Origin of the sequence: Paenibacillus sp. CF095, from assembly GCF_900101225.1 — a bacterium.
Lineage (GTDB): Bacteria > Bacillota > Bacilli > Paenibacillales > Paenibacillaceae > Paenibacillus.
The window spans coordinates 11,642-32,878 of sequence record NZ_FMZN01000009.1 but is presented as its reverse complement, the minus strand read 5'-3'; the positions used below and the strand labels follow the sequence as shown (position 1 = coordinate 32,878).

Genomic DNA, 21,237 nt, shown 5'->3' with positions numbered 1-21,237 from the left:
CTTAGAAAGGAATTCCTTTAGGCCCGGGTCAGCCGAACCCATCCGGCAATAGATAAGACGCAGAGTCCGAAGGCCACCGCACCTGCGGCTGTCAGAATACCGACGATCCAGCCGAGCCAGGCCAATCCCAGCGTGAATCCCATAAGAATGCCAATCGGGACAAACAACATCCGAACCATCATTGAACCTGCAAGATGCAGCGCCTCCGAGTCATACGTTATAAGCTGAACATAGTCGGACGTGGCAAAAACATCCCAGGAACGATAAAACATCACCGTCAACATGATGATTAATAACGCACACACAATGACATTGACCGGAAAAGGTGGTAATGCAACTGCTGCGATGGATAGTCCTCCAAGCTGCAGATACAATTTCATCGTGGCCGAGTTCCGGAAAAATGCCTTGAATGCAATCTCCGCTGTCCGATTCGCGATGGAACGATTGCGTAACAGTTTACGCGGTTTGCGGAAGATGATGGACCGTGTTCGTGGGGCTTTCGGCTTGCTCACCGCCCGACTTAACATTAGAGCTGTAAGCTGTAGCCTGCTCCGCAGATCCTCCCGCACATCCCCTTCAAACGTTCCCTTCATCAACAGCCTCATCTGTCCAACTGTAATCAGAAGAAGCATGATAATTACGATTCCAAATATGATTTTCCACGTCTGTCCATACATCCATGATGTCGCATGAATGGTCATATAACCTATGCCAATGACGAGAGGGATCATCTGAATCCAGCGTCGCCATCCTGTATGTCGAACCTTCGTCATATGTAGTGTTATGGCTTGAAATGACGCTACTGCACCAAACCAGACAGCCATAAGTGCAATCTGGAGATTCGACATCTCATAGACACGGGACCACAGGGGAGCAGTCAGCGCTGTAATCAACAACATTTTGCCAAGATGTTGCAGACAGGACCGGTAGAGCCCTTGCCTCATTAACGTGCGCATCCACAACGGCCTTGACTTCAGAAACAATACATCCGCTTCCTCCACAAATATCAACACACCACCGGTAAGCATAACGACGTCGATCAACCCGGTCAGTACGGGTAGTGGTAATCCTGTCGCCCATGCAGGCAGCGGTTTGGTCCACAGACTCGTGTACCACCCAATCAGATAGAGTAGGCCCGGAACAAGCAGATATACCCACACCGTCCAATCCACGACGAGTCTGAGATTTTTCATCTGTTCCCTGAAATGCTCTTTGCGTCTTCGCCTGTATAAACGAAGTGGTGTATAACGCTGGGAAGTTTCCATTCTCTCTCACCCTCTCTCTATCTATGACGTCAGTACATCGAAACAGTCAAACAAAGAGGCTTCCGGCAATCCTGCCGCTTCACGGATCTCATCCAATGTTCCCTCGGCAGCAGATCTGCCCGAAGCAATCAGAATAAACCGGTCGCAGATTCGTTCAGCGGTATCCAGCACATGCGTAGACATGAGCACACCCGCACCACGGCGACGTTCATCATCTAGTAATTTTAGAAAATCCTTGGTTGCACGAGGGTCCAGTCCAATGAACGGCTCGTCCACAATATAGATATCCGGTGAAGACAGAAATCCGATCATCAGCATCATTTTCTGCCGCATGCCCTTCGAAAAACTGGCTGGAAGATCATTCCGAACATGGTCCATACCGAAACGAACCAACAGCTCCTCCGCTCTGGCAACAAAACCTTCTTCCTCCATTTCATACGCCGCTGCAGCCAGATCAAGATGTTCCCATAGCGTCATATATTCATAAAAAACCGGTTGCTCCGGGATATAGGCATAACGACCATCTCCTCCAATCGTCACTTCATAGTTCGCATGTTCCAGCAGACCAAGCAGTGTTTTGATTGTGGTACTTTTGCCCGCACCATTTGGTCCGATAATACCCACCAGTTCTCCTCGCGCCACATTCATTCGAATATTGCGTATGGTCGATTTTCCCGGCTCGTATCCTGCCTCTGTAATATGTACGTCCAATATGGACTCCTGTACTTCCGTACTGTTATATTCCGTTCCCATATCATTCACTCCCTGTTCTGATCAGGCGTTTATTTCATTCTTTATGTTTTATTGTAATCGAGTTGCGGGTTGTATGTTTGATCATTTTGAGCATTTTGAAGTACAAACCATGTTATAATGTTATTACATACTAACATTATTACATACAAATGTATTACTTTCATAAGTTAGATCATACTATAGGAGGAATATATCATGAATGGTGGGGCTCAGATGAAAGAGGAGCATTCCAAAAGAAAAATTCTTTCTCGCAAAATAGGCAAGATGGGAAACAGCTTGGGCATTAGCTTGCCTAAGGTTTTGATTGATAAGCTCCATGTTTCTCAGGGCGATGAGATTGAATTTATTGAAAACAGTCAGGGAGAAATTGTACTAAAAAAGGTTAAACAAATGAAAATACCCGAACATGTAAGACCCGAAGTACTGGAAGCTTTCTTCGACGTTTTCGAAGAAGATGAGGATATCCTAAATGATTTAAGGGATCGTTAAGATGACCATATTCCTTTCCATTGAAGAAGTAGTAGCCGCTCACCATTTTATGATGAAGAAGATGAATGATACAGCACAAGCTGGGGTTAAGGATTCTGCTTTGTTGGATTCTGCGATAAATAGACCTCTCCAAAGTTTGTTTGGAGAGGATGCCTACCCTTCCATATTTGATAAAGCTACTGCCTTATTAGAGTCATTGGTTAAAAACCACTGTTTCTATAACGGAAATAAACGTACAGCTTATCTTGTAACCAAGTCCTTTCTGCGAGTGAATGGCTACCATTTGCAGATGGAACGTAAATATGCCGTAGAATTTATGGTCAACATTGCCGAAGGCGAGTATACATTTGAAAAGATAGTACACTTATTAGAAGAACATTCAGAAGAACGCTAACTCATATGTCTTATAAATGCAAAAAAGAAGCAGGGGTTCCGGAGCCCCTGCTTCTTCATATTACAGTGAAAATCTCATATTACCGATTTGTCTCCACCACAGATGTAGTTTCACTCTCTGCATCCGCATCCACGTTCAGACCCAGATCCAGTGCGCCGCGGCTTTCGCTCGCGTAGTTGCTGTTTACGTTACGCTCGGTGTCTTTCACGCTGTTGCTGCGTTCAGATTGAGCCGTCGTTGCACTCTCTCCTTCTGCCTTAGCGTTCAGACCCAGATCCAGCGCTCCACGGCTTTCGCTCGCATAGCTGCTGTTCACGTTACGCTCGCTGTCTTTCACGCTGTTGTTGCGTTCGGATTGAGCCATTGTTGCACTCTCTCCTTCTGCTTTCGCGTTCAGACCCAGATCCAAGGCTCCGCGGCTTTCGCTTGCATAGCTGCTGTTCACGTTACGCTCACTGTCTTTCACGCTGTTGTTGCGTTCGGATTGAGCCATTGTTGCACTCTCTCCTTCTGCTTTCGCGTTCAGACCCAGATCCAGTGCTCCGCGGCTTTCGCTCGCATAGCTGCTGCTGTCGGTACGCTCACGGTCATTCACGCTGTTATTGCGCTCGGATTGAGCCATCGTTACACTCTCTCCTTCGGCTTTTGCGTTCAGACCCAGATCCAGTGCGCCGCGGCTTTCGCTCGCGTAGTTGCTGTTTACGTTACGCTCGGTGTCTTTCACGCTGTTGCTGCGTTCAGATTGAGCTACTGTAGCACTCTCACCTTCCGCTTTCGCGTTCAGACCCAGATCCAGTGCTCCGCGGCTTTCGCTCTCATAGCTGCTGCTGTCGGTACGCTCACGGTCATTCACGCTGTTATTGCGCTCGGATTGAGCCATCGTTGCACTCTCTCCTTCTGCCTTAGCGTTCAGACCCAGATCCAGTGCTCCACGGCTTTCGTTTGCGTAGTTGCTGTTCACGTTACGCTCGGTGTCTTTCACGCTATTGCTGCGTTCAGATTGAGCCGTCGTTGCACTCTCTCCTTCTGCCTTAGCGTTCAGACCCAGATCCAGTGCTCCACGGCTTTCGCTCGCATAGCTGCTGTTCACGTTACGCTCGCTGTCTTTCACGCTATTGTTGCGTTCGGATTGAGCCATCGTTGCACTCTCTCCTTCCGCTTTCGCGCTCAGACCCAGATCCAGCGCTCCACGGCTTTCGTTTGCGTAGCTGCTGTTTACGTTACGCTCACTGTCTTTCACGCTGTTGTTGCGTTCAGATTGAGTCCATGTCGCACTCTCACCCTCGGCATTCACGTTCAGACCGAGACCCAGTGCTCCACGGCTTTCAGTCGCATAGCTGCTGTTCACGTTCCGATGGTCGCCGCCTCGTGGATAGTCGCTCATCGTTGTACCTTCTCCCGACACATTGGCATTTAAGCCAAGGCCCAGCTTGCCAGAACTGCTACGCTCCGCAGTGTGGTCGGAAGAACGATCATTGTATCGGTTCGTGCTCTCTGAGGATAAGCCGGCATTGAGTCCAAGATCCAAATTCAATGCTCCGCTTGCACTGGATGAACCTCCGTAGCTACCATGGTTTCCGTAACCTGTGTCACGGTGTCCTGACAGAAGAGATCCTAACTCCAGACGCAAACCTGCATTTAGATCCAGATTACCACTGCTGTTATTGCTATAACTATCTGCGTAAGTTGCCTGCGAAGCTCCCAGCAATCCAGCCACCAACGTACCCGACAATACCGACAATTTTACCCAACGATTCACTTTTTTCATGATTATATACACTCCTTCTCAATTTTGGTTGAATTAACGCCATTGTTATTGAGAGAAAGAGGTATATTGCGGCGGCCGCCCAGGCGGTGCCTGTGACCATTGACTGAATCCATCGAGCCGTTCCATTCGGAAAGCAAAATCGTAATCTGGCGTAACCAGACCCGTTGTTGCTCCCGGAAGTGCAGCGGCTGGAGCGGTTGCTCCACCTCCAGTTACACCGGACGAACCGGAGCTTGTCCCGGCGGAAGCATTAGCTGCTCCGGGAGAAGTTGCTGCAACAGACCAACTGGTTGGTCGTTCTGTGCGAGGCTGCAATGGAGATGCTGCATCAGCATCATCTTGTTTCAGATTGGCTTCCTGGTTACTCTGCACTTGTTCAGTGACAGCTGGTTTAGCAGATGACGGATCTACGAGGAATACCTCGTTATCGGGCAAACCTGCATTAACATCGGAATCCTGCGTCAGATCGGTTCCTTCTACAGGCACTGCCTGCGGGGCAGCGGGTTGTTCTGGACGTATTACTGGTTCCGGGGTGACCTCAATCACTTTCCCTGTAACCTGTACTGCGTCCAGTCCTTCCTCGCTGTTCTGAGATGAAACAGGATCTGCGAGCGCGCTCGTATTGGCAGTTTCACCAATCGGTGTTTTGACGACCGACGGCTGTTCTGGCTTCACACTTGGAATCTCCACCTTTTCCTGATCAGGATTGAGTTCAGCGGATACGTCTACAACTGGAACTTCTGCTTTCACAGAAGGCAACTGTACATTTCCCTTACTCAGATCCACTCGGGATGAAGAGATATTGACCGAAGTAACCTCGGGTACATCCACCTTCACGGAAGGTAATTCAACCTTACCCTGTCGAAGGTCTGTTTTCACAGCAGACGTCTCTGCCTTGATCACTTTGGGTACCTCTGCGGTAACGCCAGGCAAGGAAGCTGTACCTTCGTTGAGGTTCACCTGACTGCTTGATACATCGGCTTTGATCACCGGTGTATCCGCCTGTACAGACGGCAGTTCGACGTTTCCCTTCTTCGCATCAATCCCAATCTCTGATGTTCCGGCCGATCCAAGCGGTGTATCTACTTTCAGCTCAGATACACTCAGCTTACCTGTGGATTCGTTCGCTTTGATCGACGGAACTTCAACATCCAGTAGTGGTGTGGATACCGATACCGACGGAGTCAGATTCAACCCGCCATCCGAATCACGTGAAAACAAATTTAGTGACAATCCGCTGGACGGTTTTTCAGAAGATGCCTGAGCATCATCGGCGTATACATGTGACGATCCAACTCCCAGAAGCAAAGTCCCGGCAAGTATAGCCAGTGGTATGCTTCCAAGACGCACAATCGATTTTGGTAACTTTACATTCAAGTTGCTTCACCCCCTTTCCGCTAATGCGTTGGTGGGACAAGGCATATGAGTTTTCCCCTAGGAATAATTAGAATACAGGGATTTCTGCCTGTTCCTCATTAAACGTGAAGGCGTTTACTCAAACGCTTTTTAATCATAAACTTAAAATTTGACGTAAATTCAAACCTTCATTTCAACTGTTCTAACCTGAGCAGATTCGGCCTGTTTTCAGTCGCCTGCAACCATGGTCTTGGCTGCAATGGAGCCATTCAGATCGGCTTTTTCCCTGCTACGTTTCATCAAATAAATCAACCCAAGCAGGGTCAGCAAAATGCCTGAACAGACAAAAGCCGGCACTACACCAAATGAGGTGACCATGAATCCGCCTACCACCGGGCCCATAATATTACTGGCTGTCATCACGCTGCCTACCGTTCCAAATACCCTGCCTGTCATCGCCTCAGGTGTCTGTTCCTGCAACAGGATTTGAAAGGGCACAATCGCAAACCCAATTCCGACACCTGCCAAGGCAAAGAGGGATACTAACAACAGATTGGCACCTAACCCGGCGTGCGGCCAAATCCCAACAATAACTCCGGCTCCGCCGATAACCAGACCCATGAGTATGGTACCCAGACCCATTTTCAAAACATGCCCTGCATGCTTCCACTTCCGCACACTCATCGCTGCAATTAATGTGCCTACGCCACTTGCTGCCACGCACCATCCCAGCAGATCACTTGAAATTCCGGGAAGCTGTCTGAATAACACCACAGTCTGTGAATCGGCAAATTGCAGAAAAAGTATGGCTGAAGCAAGCAAAATCAGAGACGTTCCTACATAAGGGAGAGATGCGAGCATGCGGATACCCTCCTGTGTTTCTTTCCAAAAAGAGTCTTTTGAGCGGTTCCGAACACCCCCAGCTGTCTCTTCCTCTACTTCTGTTACGTTATGAATTGCAGATTGGATCACCCGAGTTCCAGGAATCCACAATAAAATGATGCCGGAAATCAGAAAAGACGCTGAATCGAGAACAAAACACCAGGTGATGCCAAAAGCGGCTACCAGCAGTCCACCAAGCGCTGGACCGATAATTTTGGACATCTGTTCGATCACCGAGCTGATGGATACAGCTTGCGCAAGCTGTTCCCGAGGTACAATTTCCTTCAGCTTTCCGTTTTTGGCCGGAGAGAAGATTACATCGAACAGGGATTTGAGGACAAGCAGTATGTAGACGTGCCAGATCTGGTCCGCAAAAATTAACGCACCCACAATGATGATCCGTGCACCATCAGCTACAATCATCAGCCATTTTCGGTTCAGGCGATCTGCAAGCGTGCCTGCGAATGGCCCTGTCAACAGAATAGGTAGTGCTGCGGAAAGTGTGACAAATGTAATCTCCCATGGCGTTGCATTCCAGCGGATACCCACGAGGGTCAGGATTGCGAGCAGATGCAGCCAATCACCCAGATTGGAAATGGCCTGTGCCACCATCAATGTTACAAAAGATCGGTTATTTTTCAGTGGTCGTTGTCCTGCAAACGTTAAATCACTTGTCATCCTTCTTCTCCTCCATTACCTTCCGAATTCATAATATGAACTCATTATAAGAGATTAGGGCTTGACTCAACCTCCTGCCAGAGGCGGAGAAGAAGCGACATCTGAAGGATGATTTTTTTAGCATGATGAATGATCAAATTTTAAATGCTAAAAATGCAAATCTTGTGACATATCGCATGTTTTTCGTAGAAATAGAAGTTTACAATTAAACCATGGCGACAACCTGAATCGTCAAACATAACTAACCAACTCATATAAGTTGAAATACTCTTTTACATGAACAGCATAACGGAGAGGACAGAAATAACCTGAAAAAGCGAAGCGTTCACCTAAAAGCTTTCTGAAAGAAAGCTCCATCGGAAGCATACGCTATCACCGGATTTTACCTTTGAAGAATATTTCAAAAAATCTGGGGATAACAGTGATTGGAAGGTTGTTCTGTCCTCGTAGTGGTAGGTTGTAACTTTATCATTTCAACTTATAAAACTAATCTGAAAAGGCGGGATCAGCATGCTGGAATTACAAGAAATCGGAACCGAACGTTCACTTCATCTGTACCGCACCTTGGCCCAGACATTCAAGAGCGTGAATGAACACGCTGTATCCGGAAGCAAAGTGCATGGCTTCAACCCCACCGCATACGGGGTGCTCGAAGTGTTATATATGAAAGGAGCTCAGCCAATTCAACAGGTTGGCGCACAACTTCTGCTGCAAAGTGGTAATGTGACCTATGTGATCGATAAGCTCGAGCAAAAAGGATTGTTACACCGCAAACATTGTCCGCAGGACAGACGTATCATCTTTGTGGAACTGACCGAAGAAGGACAGCGCACCATGGATGACATCTATCCAGGCTATGCGTTGAAGATTGATCGGGCGGTAAGTGGACTAAGTGAGGAAGACAAGGAATTGCTGTCCGAACTCTTGGGAAGGCTTGCACATTCTGCAGACCGTTTATCCGCGAGTAGCTAGAGCGTATCTTCAAACCTGCCGAAAGCCGGAGCGTAACATAATGTACTGGAGCAGATATGGAGCGGGAGCGCTAACGCTAACGAACCTGTGACGTCTTATTCAGGGGTTTGAAGCGCTCGCAGCATTTTAAGGAATCTGACACACGCTATCTTTGAATAAACAGCCGTTTACAACGTGTTTTTCAGGTGATTTTGGGGAATAACGTGTCTCATGTCCCTTACAATTTAAAAAGAGGAGCAGATGGCCAAATGAGACGTCCTCCGTTCCTTAGAAATTCGTCTGGACGATTCACCAGGATCAGCCAGCCTGTACTTCAAAATGCTTTAGACCCGGACATCCCCCAACGTATCACTTGCCTGAGTTTGAAGATAAACTCTAGTTCATTGCACATTTGCCAACAAAAATAACCGGATTTGCCTCACATCGGCGAATCCGGTTTTTTATATGTTTTTCGTATATACATCCACTTTTACTTTGAGCCTTGTGGCTGCGGTGGAGCATCTGCATCTTCGGGTACAATTAAACGTTTGCGTAGAGCAAGCGTCGTTACCCACGAGACCAGTGCAATGACAAACATAATGACAAACAGGGAATGCAAGCTTCCTTCCAGCACGTTACGCAGCAGCGCCCATTTATCATCTGATAGTGCTGCATCCGTATGTGGTGCGAGCAGTTCATTCAGATCATTCTCCGAAATTCCAGCCTCCGCCAGATTCTGCTCACTCGATAACGTGGAGATTCGATAGTTCAACCAGGTGCCAAAAGCCGCTGCACCAATCGTCTGTCCCAATGTACGCATGAACGTGTGCAGTGCCGTAGAGGAGCCACGCTCCTTATACCCTACGGAGGACTGCGCAATAATGGTGAAGATCGTGAATGCAAACCCGAAGCCGAGACCATAAATAAAGGTCAATATAAATAGCACAGCCTGGGGGGATGTCCCGCCCACCAGAAAGAGTCCACCCGATCCGATCGCAATTCCCGTTAATCCAATCAATGCGGTCAACCGTGATCCAATTTTCATCAACAGGCGGCCTGCCAACACACTACCAATGAGCCAACCTACCGACATCGGCGCGAGCAGCAATCCGGATTCCGTCGCATTACCTCCCCGAACCCCCTGCACCCAGAGCGGCAAATAACTGGTCAGGCCGATCATCAAAGTACTGGTCAGGAGTCCAGCGATATTCGCCACACGGATATCACGAATTCGGAACAAATGTAGTGGAACCATTGGGGCCTGAGCTTTTTTTTCCACCACAAAAAATAAAATAATAAACAGAGCGGCAACCACACTCAGTCCTACAATCAACGGAGAGCTCCAGGCATAATACTGCCCACCCGCCGACAGGACAAATAACAATGCGGTAATGCCCACCGTGAAGGTCAGTGCACCGACATAATCAATTTTGGCCGTACGTGGAGAGATATCTTCCTTCAGATAACGAAATACAAACCACATCGCAAGCAGACCAAACGGCACATTAAAACCAAAGATCCACTGCCAGCCCAGATTATCTACAAAATAACCTCCAAGCAGTGGTCCTGCCAGAGAGGAAATGCCCCACACGGAGCTGATCCAGCCCTGAATTTTGCCACGTTCTTCAATGGCGTAGATGTCCCCGATAATCGTAAATGTAACAGGAACTACCGCACCAGCACCGATCCCTTGAATGGCACGAAAAATAATTAATTGCTCCATGTTCTGCGACAGACAGCACAAGAGTGAACCCAGTAAAAATAAGGCACAGCCAATCAGAAATACAGGCTTTCGTCCATACAAGTCACTGATTTTGCCGAAAATGGGCGTACTCACAGCCATCGTCAACAGGTATGCGGTGAAAATCCAGCTCAGCAGCTGTACACTCCCCAGCTCACTGACAATGGTCGGCCCTGCTGGACCAATTACGGTGCCTTCAATCGCTGACAGAAATGTCGCGAGCAACAGCCCGGTTAAGATGAAACTGCGCTTCAAACCTCCAGTTGCATTCACACAAACCCTTCTCTCTTTGTTTCTCTATATAATTGGTACGTTAATTTACACTTCTACTACGAACCAGAACAAGCTTCCGATCGCTGTTATCCCCAGATTTTTACTTCTCCTCTCTAAAGGAGAAATCCGGTGATAAAGGCGAACGCTTCGCTTCTCCAGCTTTGTTCTGTTTCTTCGTTTACGTGTAAATTTAAAAACAATTATATATTGTCTCTTTTATTTACCTCGCTTGCGAAGGAACTCATCATACAGCATCGAATACATCACCATATCCTTGTATCCGGTGGACGTATGCTGCACCTGTCGCAGCAACCCTTCTCGTGTGAAGCCGCGGTTCGTCAGGAACTCGCCGGAAGCCAGATTGCGTGGGTCAACCAGCGCTTCAATTCGATTAAGACCCATGGTCTCATACCCAAAGGGCAGCAATGCCGAGAAAGCCTCCGTCATATAACCGTGGCGCCAATAATCACGTCCCAGCTCATATCCGATCTCACCCCGGAATGCGCCTTCAAGCTGCCATGTGTTAAAGCCACAGCTGCCGATGAGCTTGCCTGTTTCTTTGAGTTCGATCCCCCAGCGGATCGCATCCTCTTCCCCTGCCATTTGGTTGAGCAGTGCGATCATGTCCGCCGCTTCGCTTGTCCCAATCATGGGTGCAAGATTCATGTAACGGGTCACCTCGCGATCTGACCAGCATGCGAACATCTGGGCCGCATCCCGGCGACGCATTTTACGCAGACGAAGCCGCACAGTCTCCATTTCGGGAATTCTTCCTTTGCATTTATACATATAAAGACACTCCGATCCGATCTATCTCCGCAGACCATAATATTCAATAGTCATCTAATCATAACCTGCGCCGAATGGCAACTATTCAGTCATGCACACATGTCAAAAAACCGGGCCAATTTCGCTCCCGGTCTTGTTGTACGTATGGATCCATTCAAGTTTGAGTGAATTACGGAATCATGGCTTGTCCAAATGAATTTTAAGCTTTGGACGTTTTCTTGCCCTTCCCCAGTAATTCATCGCTAACCCGGCCAAACACAGCCGTGATTTCCTTGAATTCTTCGATGCCAGTCCCGGTTAGGCTCCATTGGTCCCCGTGGGCAGTCAGGAAGTTCTCCTGTGTCAGGTGTTCAAGCTCCTGCTTGATCTCCCGCTCTCCAACGCGATATCCCCGTTCTTCCAATAGGGGCAGTGCCTCGCTAACGTTCAAATCCTGATTTTGCGCGAAATATAGTAGATGAATCCGTACAAAAAGATTCTGTACCTCTGCATGCATAAGCCAAGCTCCTTCCCGGGTTATAGCCCTCCGTGGTTGCTAAGTAATTACCCCGCGCAAGAAGCTGAGAAACAGGAGGATTCTTCTGGTATTCCCTTCCCTTTCCGAAATCCTCCGCTTGACTAACCGCATCCTCTGCACTATCTTGAAAATAAGTACCATTTTGCTCGGGAGGGTGATTTACCATGTTTCAAGCTGTTTCCTATGAAGGAACACGAAGTGAGCAGCACACCGCCGTCCTGGGACAGTTAAGTGCTCTGATCCGCGATGAACCTAGTGCGATTGCCAATCTGGCCAACGCTGCTGCGCTGCTCAATGTATTTATGACCGACACCAATTGGGTCGGCTTCTATCTGTATGATGGAAAAGAACTGGTCCTCGGGCCATTCCAAGGACTGCCTGCCTGTATCCGAATTCCATTGGGACGTGGTGTATGCGGCACATCTGCTGTGGAAAAACGTACCCTGGTCGTTGATGATGTTCATGCCTTCCCAGGCCACATTGCCTGTGATGCAGCATCAAACAGTGAGATTGTCGTACCTATTATCAAAAACGGCGAACTGTACGGGGTGCTGGATATCGACAGCCCGATCAAAAACCGTTTTGACGACGAAGACCGCGTCTTCCTGGAGAAAGCCGTAAGCCTGCTCACAGAGCAGTTGGAGGCAACCATCCCCCTTTAGGAAATGATGAATAAGGTGATCGGAGTCTCATCACACACGATGATGAAGAACCCGTAATAACAAAGAGCGCAGTCCTCTCAAAGGTCTGCGCTCTTTGTTATCCATTATGATTTACACCCATGTTCTTGCTCGCCCATGTTACTTTATGCATCTAGGATAAATCATGTTCCGCTTTAATCATCATCCCATCCCGCAGGAATTCAGCCAGCCTCGGGTGGTAACCATCGTACATCTGACGGAAATTTTTATGCTCTACATACAGATTGGCCAAATCCCGATAGATCTCAGCGGTGGGTGTATAATAACCTTTGATCCATTCAAGATGCCTGCCAATAATCCGTTGTACTTTTGCACTACCGGGTTCCAATCCATCCTCAATGGCCTGTTGTAAGTCGAGATGGACCTGATCAATTTTCGCCTGGGAATCCAGATAGTCTTCTTTTGACTTCAACTCCTGATTTTCAGGCAATGTGGATGAATTGGAAGATTGGATGTCGGACCTCTGAACACCCTCTGTCTGCACATGGTTCATATCTTTATTGATTACAGGGTCAAAACCCGATTCATTCAGCAACTGGTGACGCCCCTTATTTACAAAACCGTTATACAGTTCATGTTCATCAAGTTCATGTTCACCTTGCAAATGAGAGATCGTTTTGTCCAGTGTCTGAATCAATCCATGCAGACGGAGTGCCTTCTCCAGAATATCAATGCGATGCTGCTTCATGATGCGTATGACATCCTGAGGATTATCCCGGAGCATCGGGGCAATCTCATTCTCCTTCATACCTACTTCCTTACAGAAAAGAATTTGCTGGAGTCTCAGCAATTCCTGCTTTTCATAATAGATGTCCTCATCTACATCCCCAAAGGCCGGATTCAGAAGACCTGTCTCTGCATACTGGCTCAGTTCGTTCAGACTTACGCCTGACATTCCCGATACGTCAACCATGGAATACGCCATTTGAATACACCTCCTGCCTGTCCTGCAACTCCAGAGTTCAGGCTTAATTCATACTGCATTTTATTTGAATAATGAGAGCATATAAGACTTTCGGCAGTGCTGTACCGCTTCATTCCGCTCGTTCTCTGGATGGGTACATCATGCTTCGGTAATATGAGGGCGTTTGGTCAGTTATGTTGCGGTATGTTAACTATGTTATACCCGTCTCATCAGATGTGAACCCGCAGTCAGCGAAGAATCCATATGTATTTTTGAAACTTTTTCCATGATCTTCATATAAAAAAACCTGTGCCATTATTCTGGCACAGGAGTGTGTGGTTATGTTTTCATTGGCATACGGTATATTGAGTAAAAGAATGGAAGAGAATCACCCTTTGTTAAACATAACAAACTTCAATTCCGTCATTTCCTCTACAGCATATTTTACACCTTCACGCCCAATCCCACTTTGTTTCACCCCACCATAGGGCATGTGATCCACACGGAACGTCGGAATATCATTAATCATAACTCCACCTGCTTCGATCTGATCGACAGCACGGAGGGCGGTATGAATATCATTTGTAAATACGCCTGCCTGAAGCCCGTATATCGAGTCGTTAACATGTTCAATACCCTCTTCAACGGAATCTACCGTATTGATCACAACGATGGGTGCAAACACTTCCTGACAGGATACCTTGGCATCACGCGGAACGTTAATCAGTACCGTTGGACGCAGAACGCCTCCTTCAGCTTGACCGCCTGCTGCCACTTCAGCCCCTGCCTGTTTAGCTTCTTCAATCCAGTCGAGTGTACGCTGTACATCCTTGGAGGTAATCAGCGCAGAGACCACCGTATCCGGGCTCAGCGGGTCTCCGACCACCACTTGTTTGGCCGCTTCAGCAAAACGCCGGATGAATTCTTCCGAGATGTCACGATGTACGTAGATTCGCTGAAGTGAGATACATACCTGTCCCTGATACGTGAAAGCACCAGTCACACATCGAGGAACCACTTTGTCCAGATCTGCGTCCTTATCCACAATCACCGCCGCATTCGACCCAAGCTCCAGTGTCACTCGTTTGAGTCCTGCTTTGCTACGAATGCTCGTGCCTACCGCTGGACTGCCTGTAAACGTAATGTGAGCAACATGGGGGTGCTCCACAAGCACATCACCAATGGTTTTGCCATCACCGCTCACCACATTCAGTGCACCATCCGGCAGTCCGGCTTCCTGCAGCAAATTAGCGATGTAATAGGAAGACAGCGGCGTCTGCTCCGCAGGTTTGAGTACGATCGTATTGCCTGCTGCGAGCGCTGGACCTACCTTGTGAGCTACCAGGTTCATTGGAAAATTAAACGGTGTAATCGCACCGATGACACCTAGAGATTGCCGCATCGTATAGCCGATACGCCCTTCTCCACCTTTGGCTGCATCCATCGGAACCGTCTCTCCGGTCAGTCGCTTGGCTTCTTCAGCGGCAAAACGATACGTTTCCACCGTCCGGTCAACCTCGGCCAGTGCTGCCGTAATTGGCTTCGCCGCTTCAAGCGCTATGATTCGCGCTGCTTCTTCTTTGCGTTCTTCAAGCATGGAGGACAACTTGTACAGAATATCTGCACGCTGATGTGCAGGCATCTGGCGCATTGCCTTCCCGGCTTGAACCGCAGCTACAACAGCAGCCTCCGCTTCCTCGGCTGAAGCCGAAGAGACTTCTGCCAGCGTTTCCCCGGAGTATGGTGCTTGAAGTTCTGTATAATCTACGGATTCGGTCAGTTTGCCACCGATAAACAGATGTTGTTTTTTCATATGCTGCATCCTCCATCCTTTTAGAACCTATTGAACTAAAGAATGTTACACTGCCACTTCGATGACAGAACAACAACCATACAATCGCTGTCTCATGTAAAAGTTCAGTTCAATTTATATAATCTATTTATACACTATTTCCGTTCCATCAACCCACTACGGTATTTGGCAATCATAGCTTGTAACGTACCTGATGAGCCATTGTGGCGATCTTGAGCTATTGCATTATAAAGGATTTCACAACCTATTTAACCGTCAGGACGGGGCAATCTGCATGTTTTAACACACCATGGCTGACACTGCCCACGATCATCTCTGCGAGCATGCCTTTTCCACCTGTTCCCATCACGATCATTCGACAATCTCGTTCTCGCGCTACACGGCAGATCTCATTAACGGGATCACCCGCAATCAGCAGTGTCTCATATGCTACGTCTCGTCCGGACAACTGTCTGGTCACCGGTTCTATAATATGCTGCCCTTCTTCGGCAATCCGAGCTTCCAGATCAACACCCAATGCAGGTTCATTAATGGAGATGGTAGGATTAACATGCACGATCAACAGACTTGCAGGTTGTTTCATATCTTCAGCCAGGATCAGTGCTTGTTCCAAAGCCTTATGCGCATGTTCCGAACCATCAACAGCAACCAATATATGTTTCAGCATTGCAATCCCTCCTGTGAATTAATGAGATGTAATAGCGGAATCGATATCCCGCAGATGATGACGGCGTACCAGCAGTACCACGACACCAATCAGAACCATTAATGCGCCAAAATAAAACGGCGTTTCCGGGAGGAACCACTCGGACAATTTACCTGCAAGCCATGGAGCAAGTGCACCACCCAGGAAACGAACGAAGCTGTATGCAGCAGAAGCAACAGAACGCTCCACAGGTGCAGCTTCCATAACAGCCGTTGTAATCAATGTGTTGTTAATTCCAAGGAAAATCCCGGCTACAATGACTGCAACAATAACGGTAGTTGGTGAACCCATCACCGTACCTACTGCCATAACAACCAGATCAATCGCGAACAATGTAAGCATGACACTCATGGACGGAACCGATCCGAATCGGCGTTGTAATCTTGGTGCAACAAATACCGACGTAATCGCCAGCATCAAGCCCCAGCCAAAGAATACGTAACCCAGGCCGTGCTCATCCAGATTCATGACATATGGTGAATAAGCCATCAAGGTAAAGAATCCAAAGTTATACAGGAAGGCGGTAATCGCCAATGTTTTCAGTGAAGGATAACTTAATGCTTTGAATGGATCGGACAAAGAACTTCGTGTTTTCGGTTTAGCCATTTTGGGCAGCATAAATGTAATGCTTATAAAGGCAATCGCCATCAGAACAGCCACCCCATAGAACGGGCCGCGCCAAGAGATGGAACCCAGCTCACCACCAAGCAGCGGTCCAACCGCAATCCCGAGACCAAGCGCTGCTTCGTACAAAATAATCGCTTTGGCTGTCCCCGATGTGGACAGTCCAACAATGGCAGATAACGCCGTTGCGATGAACAAGGCATTCCCCAGTCCCCAACCGCCACGGTAACCAACCAGTGCACCTACGGTGTCTGAGGTACCGCCGAGGAACGAGAAGATAATAATCAGCAATATACCGCTGAGCAACGTCCACTTCACACCAATCCGGCTGGATACGACACCTGTAATCAGCATCGCTACCCCGGTTACAGCGTTATAACTGGTAAATAGCAGCGACACCTGGCTTTTCGAAGCATGCAGCTGATCTGCAATCGCGGGCAGGATCGGGTCAACCAGCCCCAGACCCATAAAGGATATGATACATGCAAAGGCAACCGCCCATACCGCTCGCGGTTGGGATAACAAGCCCCCACGTGATGACGGCAATTCGTCCGGTAATGATGGCTCTCTTTTCATACGTAATTCCTCCTGTGAATAATTTATGTGATGAAACTTTTATTTGAAAATGACTATGAAAATAATGAAAACATTCTATACATTTTCAGAATTAGAGGTAACAAAACGGCACAAATGACACCGAAACATCCGGTGTTTGTACAGGATCGCCACAGGTACTATGGTGCTCACTCCATGTAGCGATTATGTGTATACAGTTTTGTTTATTAAATATTAGATGCTAATTGGGTTAGCCGTCTTCATCACCCTGCGGATCATGTGCCTGTAACTTCTGAATACCGCTCCGAACGCGTTCACGCAGCTCTTCCAGTTCAGTCTTTACGGCATGTATGCTCTGAAGTTTCTGCTCTATCAGTTGCAACTGACCATCCAGCGTTGTTTCCATCGTGGTGAGCTTCTCAATCCGTTCTCTCACTTCGGTCGTCTGCTGGTAGTCAAAACGTTGTTCGTTCAAGGCATCTGCTGTTGCCACATAGGTATGTAGCTCCTGAAGGGAAAATCCAAGTACCTCTTTGGCGCGAACCACCTTCTTCAGATAATCGATATCCTCTCGAGTGTACAATCGCGTCCCGCCATCTGTCCGCTGAGGTGAAGGCATGACACCAATCTCTTCATAATACCGAATGGTCCGCTTGGTCAAACCACATTCCTTGGCTACGTCGTCGATTTTATATAAACTCATTTCCCTCACCTCTTCCATATGTCTGTAATGTTATGTACATAATTATATATAATTTTAACGTTAACGTCAACGTTAGATTTCAAACATAAAGCCTTAGCGAGTTCAACATCGCCTTCCATTCTCTATCTTCAACAAAAAAAGACCCGCTTCACACGCGAGTCCTCCTCTGTAAACTATTCATTCACTTTACCTTAAACGTTCTGCTCATTCTGTTGCTGTTGCTGTTGCTGTTGAGCACGTTGCATTTGCTTCAACCGGCCTTCAACTCTGGTAAATAGTCTGATCGTATAAAATCCTGTAGCAACCAGACTCAGCACCAAAGCTCGTACATCTGTAAGCCAGAAACCGATAATGCCAAATATCGTGATAATTACACCAAATTGCATCATCAGATTGGCGCTATAACTTTGCGCTTCGTCCCACAACTCGGGATTACTCATTGCACGCGGGGTCCGATAACCATATATTCCGTTAATCATTTTCGGTGGTTTTTTGAACACCATTAACCCCAGAATGAAATAACACACTCCGATAATTATCCCTACTACTGCTCCTGTCAAAACGTTCTCCCCTTCACTGTTGTCTTCCATAGACCTGCTTACACTGACACTCCGGTGACAGAATAACCTGCTGATGCAGCTTCGCTTCTTCAGGTTATTTCTGTCCTCTCCGTTCTCGTATAAATGTCTAGTTAGACTTTTCTACATAAAAATATAAAAAAACGGCTCTACGTATATACGAAGAGCCGCCTGGATCGTTTCGTAAACTTAGATATTCTTCACTCGGAGTACACGCATGGCGTTCAGAACAGCCAGCACCGTGACACCGACATCCGAGAATACCGCTTCCCACATGGTAGCTATGCCGAACACACCGAGTAGCAAGAAGACTGCTTTAACCCCCAGAGCAAACGCGATATTTTGCCACACAATCATTCGTGTACGCTTAGCAATGCGGATTGCGCTCGCCAGTTTCGACGGTTCATCGGTCATGATGACCACATCTGCCGCTTCAATCGCGGCATCTGAACCGAGTCCACCCATCGCCACGCCCACATCGGCGCGTGCCAACACAGGGGTATCGTTGATACCGTCACCGACAAACACCATTTTTTCCTTCGGAGATTTGGCAGCTTCCAGTTGCTCCAGTCGTTCGACTTTGTCCTGTGGCAGCAATTCAGCATAGACCTCATCCACACCCAGCTCACGTCCTACCGCTTCACCCACGGCTTTCGCATCTCCTGTCAGCATGACCGTTTTGCGGATGCCGAGCTTCTTCAGCGCCTGAATCGCAGCGGCTGCATCATCCTTCACTTCATCAGCAATAATTAGATGACCAACATACGTGCCAGCTTCAGCCACGTGGACTATCGTTCCTGTCGTCCCTGGTGTGCTATACGATATACCCGCCTGCTCCATTAATTTGACGTTGCCTGCCAGCACTTCCCGACCATCCACACTCACCTTGATCCCATGTCCGGCAACTTCATCATAACCTTCCACACCTTGCGTGGGAATGGCCTTGGCCCAAGTTGCGCGAATGGATTCGGCAATCGGATGATTGGAATTCGCTTCAGCAATGGCTGCCAGCTTCATCAGTTCATCTTCCGTACGTCCACCTTCGGGACGAATGGCTGTTACTTTGAATACACCTTTGGTTAGTGTGCCCGTTTTATCAAAAACAACAACCTTCACATCGTTCAACGCTTCAAGGTAGTTACTGCCTTTGACAAGAATCCCGTTACGTGAAGCCGCTCCGATACCACCAAAGAATCCAAGTGGAATAGAGACCACCAACGCACAAGGGCAAGAGATAACCAGGAAGACCAATGCACGATAGATCCAGTCAGCAAATGTTGCACCACTAAGTATCAACGGTGGAACAAATGCAATCACGGCTGCAAGGATAACAACAACCGGTGTGTAATAACGAGCAAATTTACTGATAAAATGTTCTGTTTTCGCTTTCCGGCTGCTCGCGTTCTGTACCAGGTCCAAAATTTTGGATACCGTTGATTCACCAAACGTTTTGGTCACTTCAATCGTCAACATACCATTTTTGTTCACAAATCCACTCAGTACGTCACTTCCGGACTCCAGCTCACGAGGTACGGATTCACCTGTCAGAGCAGAAGTGTCCACCATGGAACGCCCAGCTCTAACGATACCATCCAGCGGTACTCGCTCTCCTGCTTTCACGACAATACGATCACCAATCCGTACGTCTTCCGGAGATACACGACGGGTCTCGTCACCCGAACCTGTCAGGATATTCGCGTAGTCCGGGCGAATGTCCATCAGTGACTGAATCGACTTGCGTGACCGATTAACCGCCATGCCCTGAAACAGCTCCCCAAGCTGATAAAAGAGCATGACGGCTACCCCTTCCGGATACTCTCCAATAGCAAAGGCACCCAAGGTAGCGACGGACATCAGGAAGTATTCATCGAACACCTGACCGCGGATGATGTTTTTGGACGCCTGGAGCACGATGTCTCCCCCGGCAATCAGATAAGCGAGCGCATATAGCGTAAACTGTGCCCAGCCCTCCAGCGGCGACCAGATCGCAGCTGCGAGCAGCACAGAACCTGCAGCAAGACGAGCAAGCAACACTTTTGTCTGTCCTGCACCATGTTCATGCGAGTGGCCTGCATGGGCATCATCATGGGTATGGCTGTGATCATGTCCAGCATGACTTCCGTGCTCATGCACATGACCATGTGCGTGGCCCTGCGAATGTCCATGATCATGAGTATGCGAGTGTTTGCCATGTGAATGTGAATGTCCATGATCATGTCCAGTATGGTCATGACTGTGGTTATTTGCACTACCTGCACTCCCTGTATGGGTGTGCACATGTCCGTTCACATGTTTTCCTTTTTCCGAAATGCGAATATGCGGCTCCAGCCGAAGCACTTTGCGTTTTGCTTCTTCCACTACCTGTTCATCCATGTCGGAAGTGGTGTGTAGCGATAATGTTTTGGTAACAAAATTGACAGAGCATTCGTTAATGCCCTTAATTTTTTTGACGCCATTCTCGATCTTTAATGCGCAGTTCGCACAATCCAGTCCATCAAGCAGCAGTTCCCTTTTCACCTGTTCCTGTCCGGTTCCCATGTGAATTCTCCCCTTTGCAGTACAAAAACGATGTTATATTTCAATTGTATTCAATATATGAGCACTCATTCATATGTTTGGTTACCCCTATTATATGCACGCCTAAACATGAGTGTCAACAATCGTTGTTGATTTTTCATACAGATTATGCTAATAGTAATCATTTCGCTTTAGGCGGGTTTTGGATATAATAGAGCTATAGTTAAACTTTTGCATAAATCCGAACCAGTGAATTCCAATCAACAATGTACTTACACAT

The 21,237-nt window shown here is 47.8% G+C and carries 19 protein-coding genes; 4 read left to right on the top strand and 15 right to left on the bottom strand.

The window, feature by feature from the left end:
* Nucleotides 1-17: 17 nt before the first annotated feature.
* Nucleotides 18-1,265 (bottom strand): ABC transporter permease, encoded by a 1,248-nt coding sequence (locus BLS69_RS30130; protein ID WP_091038985.1) that lies wholly within the window; start codon nucleotides 1,263-1,265, stop codon nucleotides 18-20.
* Between the two features lie 21 nt (nucleotides 1,266-1,286).
* Nucleotides 1,287-2,018, bottom strand: coding sequence for an ABC transporter ATP-binding protein (locus BLS69_RS30125; RefSeq protein WP_091038984.1), 732 nt, complete (start codon nucleotides 2,016-2,018; stop codon nucleotides 1,287-1,289).
* Nucleotides 2,019-2,213: 195 nt separating this feature from the next.
* On the opposite strand from BLS69_RS30125, the gene BLS69_RS30120 reads away from it, so the two are divergent.
* Both BLS69_RS30120 and BLS69_RS30115 read left to right on the top strand, forming a co-directional pair.
* The gene (locus tag BLS69_RS30120) at nucleotides 2,214-2,507 is read left to right on the top strand and encodes an AbrB/MazE/SpoVT family DNA-binding domain-containing protein (protein ID WP_176873173.1); all 294 of its coding nucleotides are present in this window, start codon (nucleotides 2,214-2,216) and stop codon (nucleotides 2,505-2,507) included.
* Nucleotide 2,508: 1 nt separating this feature from the next.
* Complete coding sequence (locus tag BLS69_RS30115) at nucleotides 2,509-2,901, top strand: type II toxin-antitoxin system death-on-curing family toxin (RefSeq protein ID WP_091038981.1); 393 nt, start codon at nucleotides 2,509-2,511, stop codon at nucleotides 2,899-2,901.
* Nucleotides 2,902-2,980: 79 nt separating this feature from the next.
* On the opposite strand, the gene BLS69_RS30110 is transcribed toward BLS69_RS30115, so the two are convergent.
* The 3 genes from BLS69_RS30110 to BLS69_RS30100 form a co-directional block, all read right to left on the bottom strand.
* Nucleotides 2,981-4,669 carry a hypothetical protein gene (locus BLS69_RS30110; protein WP_091038979.1) on the bottom strand — a complete coding sequence of 563 codons (1,689 nt, stop codon included), beginning with the start codon at nucleotides 4,667-4,669 and terminating at the stop codon, nucleotides 2,981-2,983.
* 45 nt (nucleotides 4,670-4,714) lie between these two features.
* Nucleotides 4,715-6,046 carry a hypothetical protein gene (locus BLS69_RS30105; RefSeq protein ID WP_091038977.1) on the bottom strand — a complete coding sequence of 444 codons (1,332 nt, stop codon included), beginning with the start codon at nucleotides 6,044-6,046 and terminating at the stop codon, nucleotides 4,715-4,717.
* Nucleotides 6,047-6,253: 207 nt separating this feature from the next.
* Nucleotides 6,254-7,585, bottom strand: a complete 1,332-nt coding sequence (locus tag BLS69_RS30100; protein ID WP_091038975.1) for an MFS transporter — start codon at nucleotides 7,583-7,585, stop codon at nucleotides 6,254-6,256.
* Nucleotides 7,586-8,095: 510 nt separating this feature from the next.
* Between BLS69_RS30100 and BLS69_RS30095 the strand changes: the two genes are divergently transcribed.
* On the top strand, nucleotides 8,096-8,557 hold the full coding sequence (locus BLS69_RS30095; protein ID WP_017690799.1) for a MarR family winged helix-turn-helix transcriptional regulator: 462 nt from the start codon (nucleotides 8,096-8,098) through the stop codon (nucleotides 8,555-8,557).
* 469 nt (nucleotides 8,558-9,026) lie between these two features.
* Here BLS69_RS30095 and BLS69_RS30090 read toward each other — a convergent pair whose 3' ends face one another.
* The 3 genes from BLS69_RS30090 to BLS69_RS30080 all read right to left on the bottom strand — a co-directional run bounded on the left by BLS69_RS30090 (nucleotide 9,027) and on the right by BLS69_RS30080 (nucleotide 11,835).
* Nucleotides 9,027-10,532, bottom strand: a complete 1,506-nt coding sequence (locus BLS69_RS30090) for an MDR family MFS transporter (RefSeq protein ID WP_256332459.1) — start codon at nucleotides 10,530-10,532, stop codon at nucleotides 9,027-9,029.
* A 234-nt stretch (nucleotides 10,533-10,766) separates the two neighbouring features.
* On the bottom strand, nucleotides 10,767-11,339 hold the full coding sequence (locus tag BLS69_RS30085; RefSeq protein WP_091038972.1) for a GNAT family N-acetyltransferase: 573 nt from the start codon (nucleotides 11,337-11,339) through the stop codon (nucleotides 10,767-10,769).
* 199 nt (nucleotides 11,340-11,538) lie between these two features.
* Nucleotides 11,539-11,835, bottom strand: a complete 297-nt coding sequence (locus BLS69_RS30080; RefSeq protein ID WP_036614170.1) for a hypothetical protein — start codon at nucleotides 11,833-11,835, stop codon at nucleotides 11,539-11,541.
* Nucleotides 11,836-12,020: 185 nt separating this feature from the next.
* On the opposite strand from BLS69_RS30080, the gene BLS69_RS30075 reads away from it, so the two are divergent.
* The gene (locus tag BLS69_RS30075) at nucleotides 12,021-12,518 is read left to right on the top strand and encodes a GAF domain-containing protein (protein ID WP_091038971.1); all 498 of its coding nucleotides are present in this window, start codon (nucleotides 12,021-12,023) and stop codon (nucleotides 12,516-12,518) included.
* Nucleotides 12,519-12,669: 151 nt separating this feature from the next.
* On the opposite strand, the gene BLS69_RS30070 is transcribed toward BLS69_RS30075, so the two are convergent.
* The 7 genes from BLS69_RS30070 to BLS69_RS30040 all read right to left on the bottom strand — a co-directional run bounded on the left by BLS69_RS30070 (nucleotide 12,670) and on the right by BLS69_RS30040 (nucleotide 20,978).
* Nucleotides 12,670-13,482 (bottom strand): MerR family transcriptional regulator, encoded by an 813-nt coding sequence (locus BLS69_RS30070; RefSeq protein ID WP_091038970.1) that lies wholly within the window; start codon nucleotides 13,480-13,482, stop codon nucleotides 12,670-12,672.
* A gap of 367 nt (nucleotides 13,483-13,849) precedes the next feature.
* Nucleotides 13,850-15,274, bottom strand: a complete 1,425-nt coding sequence (locus tag BLS69_RS30065) for an aldehyde dehydrogenase family protein (RefSeq protein ID WP_091038969.1) — start codon at nucleotides 15,272-15,274, stop codon at nucleotides 13,850-13,852.
* A gap of 244 nt (nucleotides 15,275-15,518) precedes the next feature.
* The gene (locus BLS69_RS30060; RefSeq protein WP_091038968.1) at nucleotides 15,519-15,941 is read right to left on the bottom strand and encodes a universal stress protein; all 423 of its coding nucleotides are present in this window, start codon (nucleotides 15,939-15,941) and stop codon (nucleotides 15,519-15,521) included.
* 18 nt (nucleotides 15,942-15,959) lie between these two features.
* Nucleotides 15,960-17,180: an MFS transporter gene (locus BLS69_RS30055; protein ID WP_062837652.1), complete on the bottom strand. Its 1,221-nt coding sequence runs from the start codon at nucleotides 17,178-17,180 to the stop codon at nucleotides 15,960-15,962.
* Between the two features lie 229 nt (nucleotides 17,181-17,409).
* On the bottom strand, nucleotides 17,410-17,862 hold the full coding sequence (locus BLS69_RS30050; protein ID WP_091038966.1) for a MerR family transcriptional regulator: 453 nt from the start codon (nucleotides 17,860-17,862) through the stop codon (nucleotides 17,410-17,412).
* A gap of 191 nt (nucleotides 17,863-18,053) precedes the next feature.
* Nucleotides 18,054-18,422 (bottom strand): SdpI family protein, encoded by a 369-nt coding sequence (locus BLS69_RS30045; RefSeq protein WP_165980459.1) that lies wholly within the window; start codon nucleotides 18,420-18,422, stop codon nucleotides 18,054-18,056.
* A 207-nt stretch (nucleotides 18,423-18,629) separates the two neighbouring features.
* Nucleotides 18,630-20,978 carry a heavy metal translocating P-type ATPase gene (locus BLS69_RS30040; protein WP_091038963.1) on the bottom strand — a complete coding sequence of 783 codons (2,349 nt, stop codon included), beginning with the start codon at nucleotides 20,976-20,978 and terminating at the stop codon, nucleotides 18,630-18,632.
* Nucleotides 20,979-21,237 lie beyond the last annotated feature (259 nt).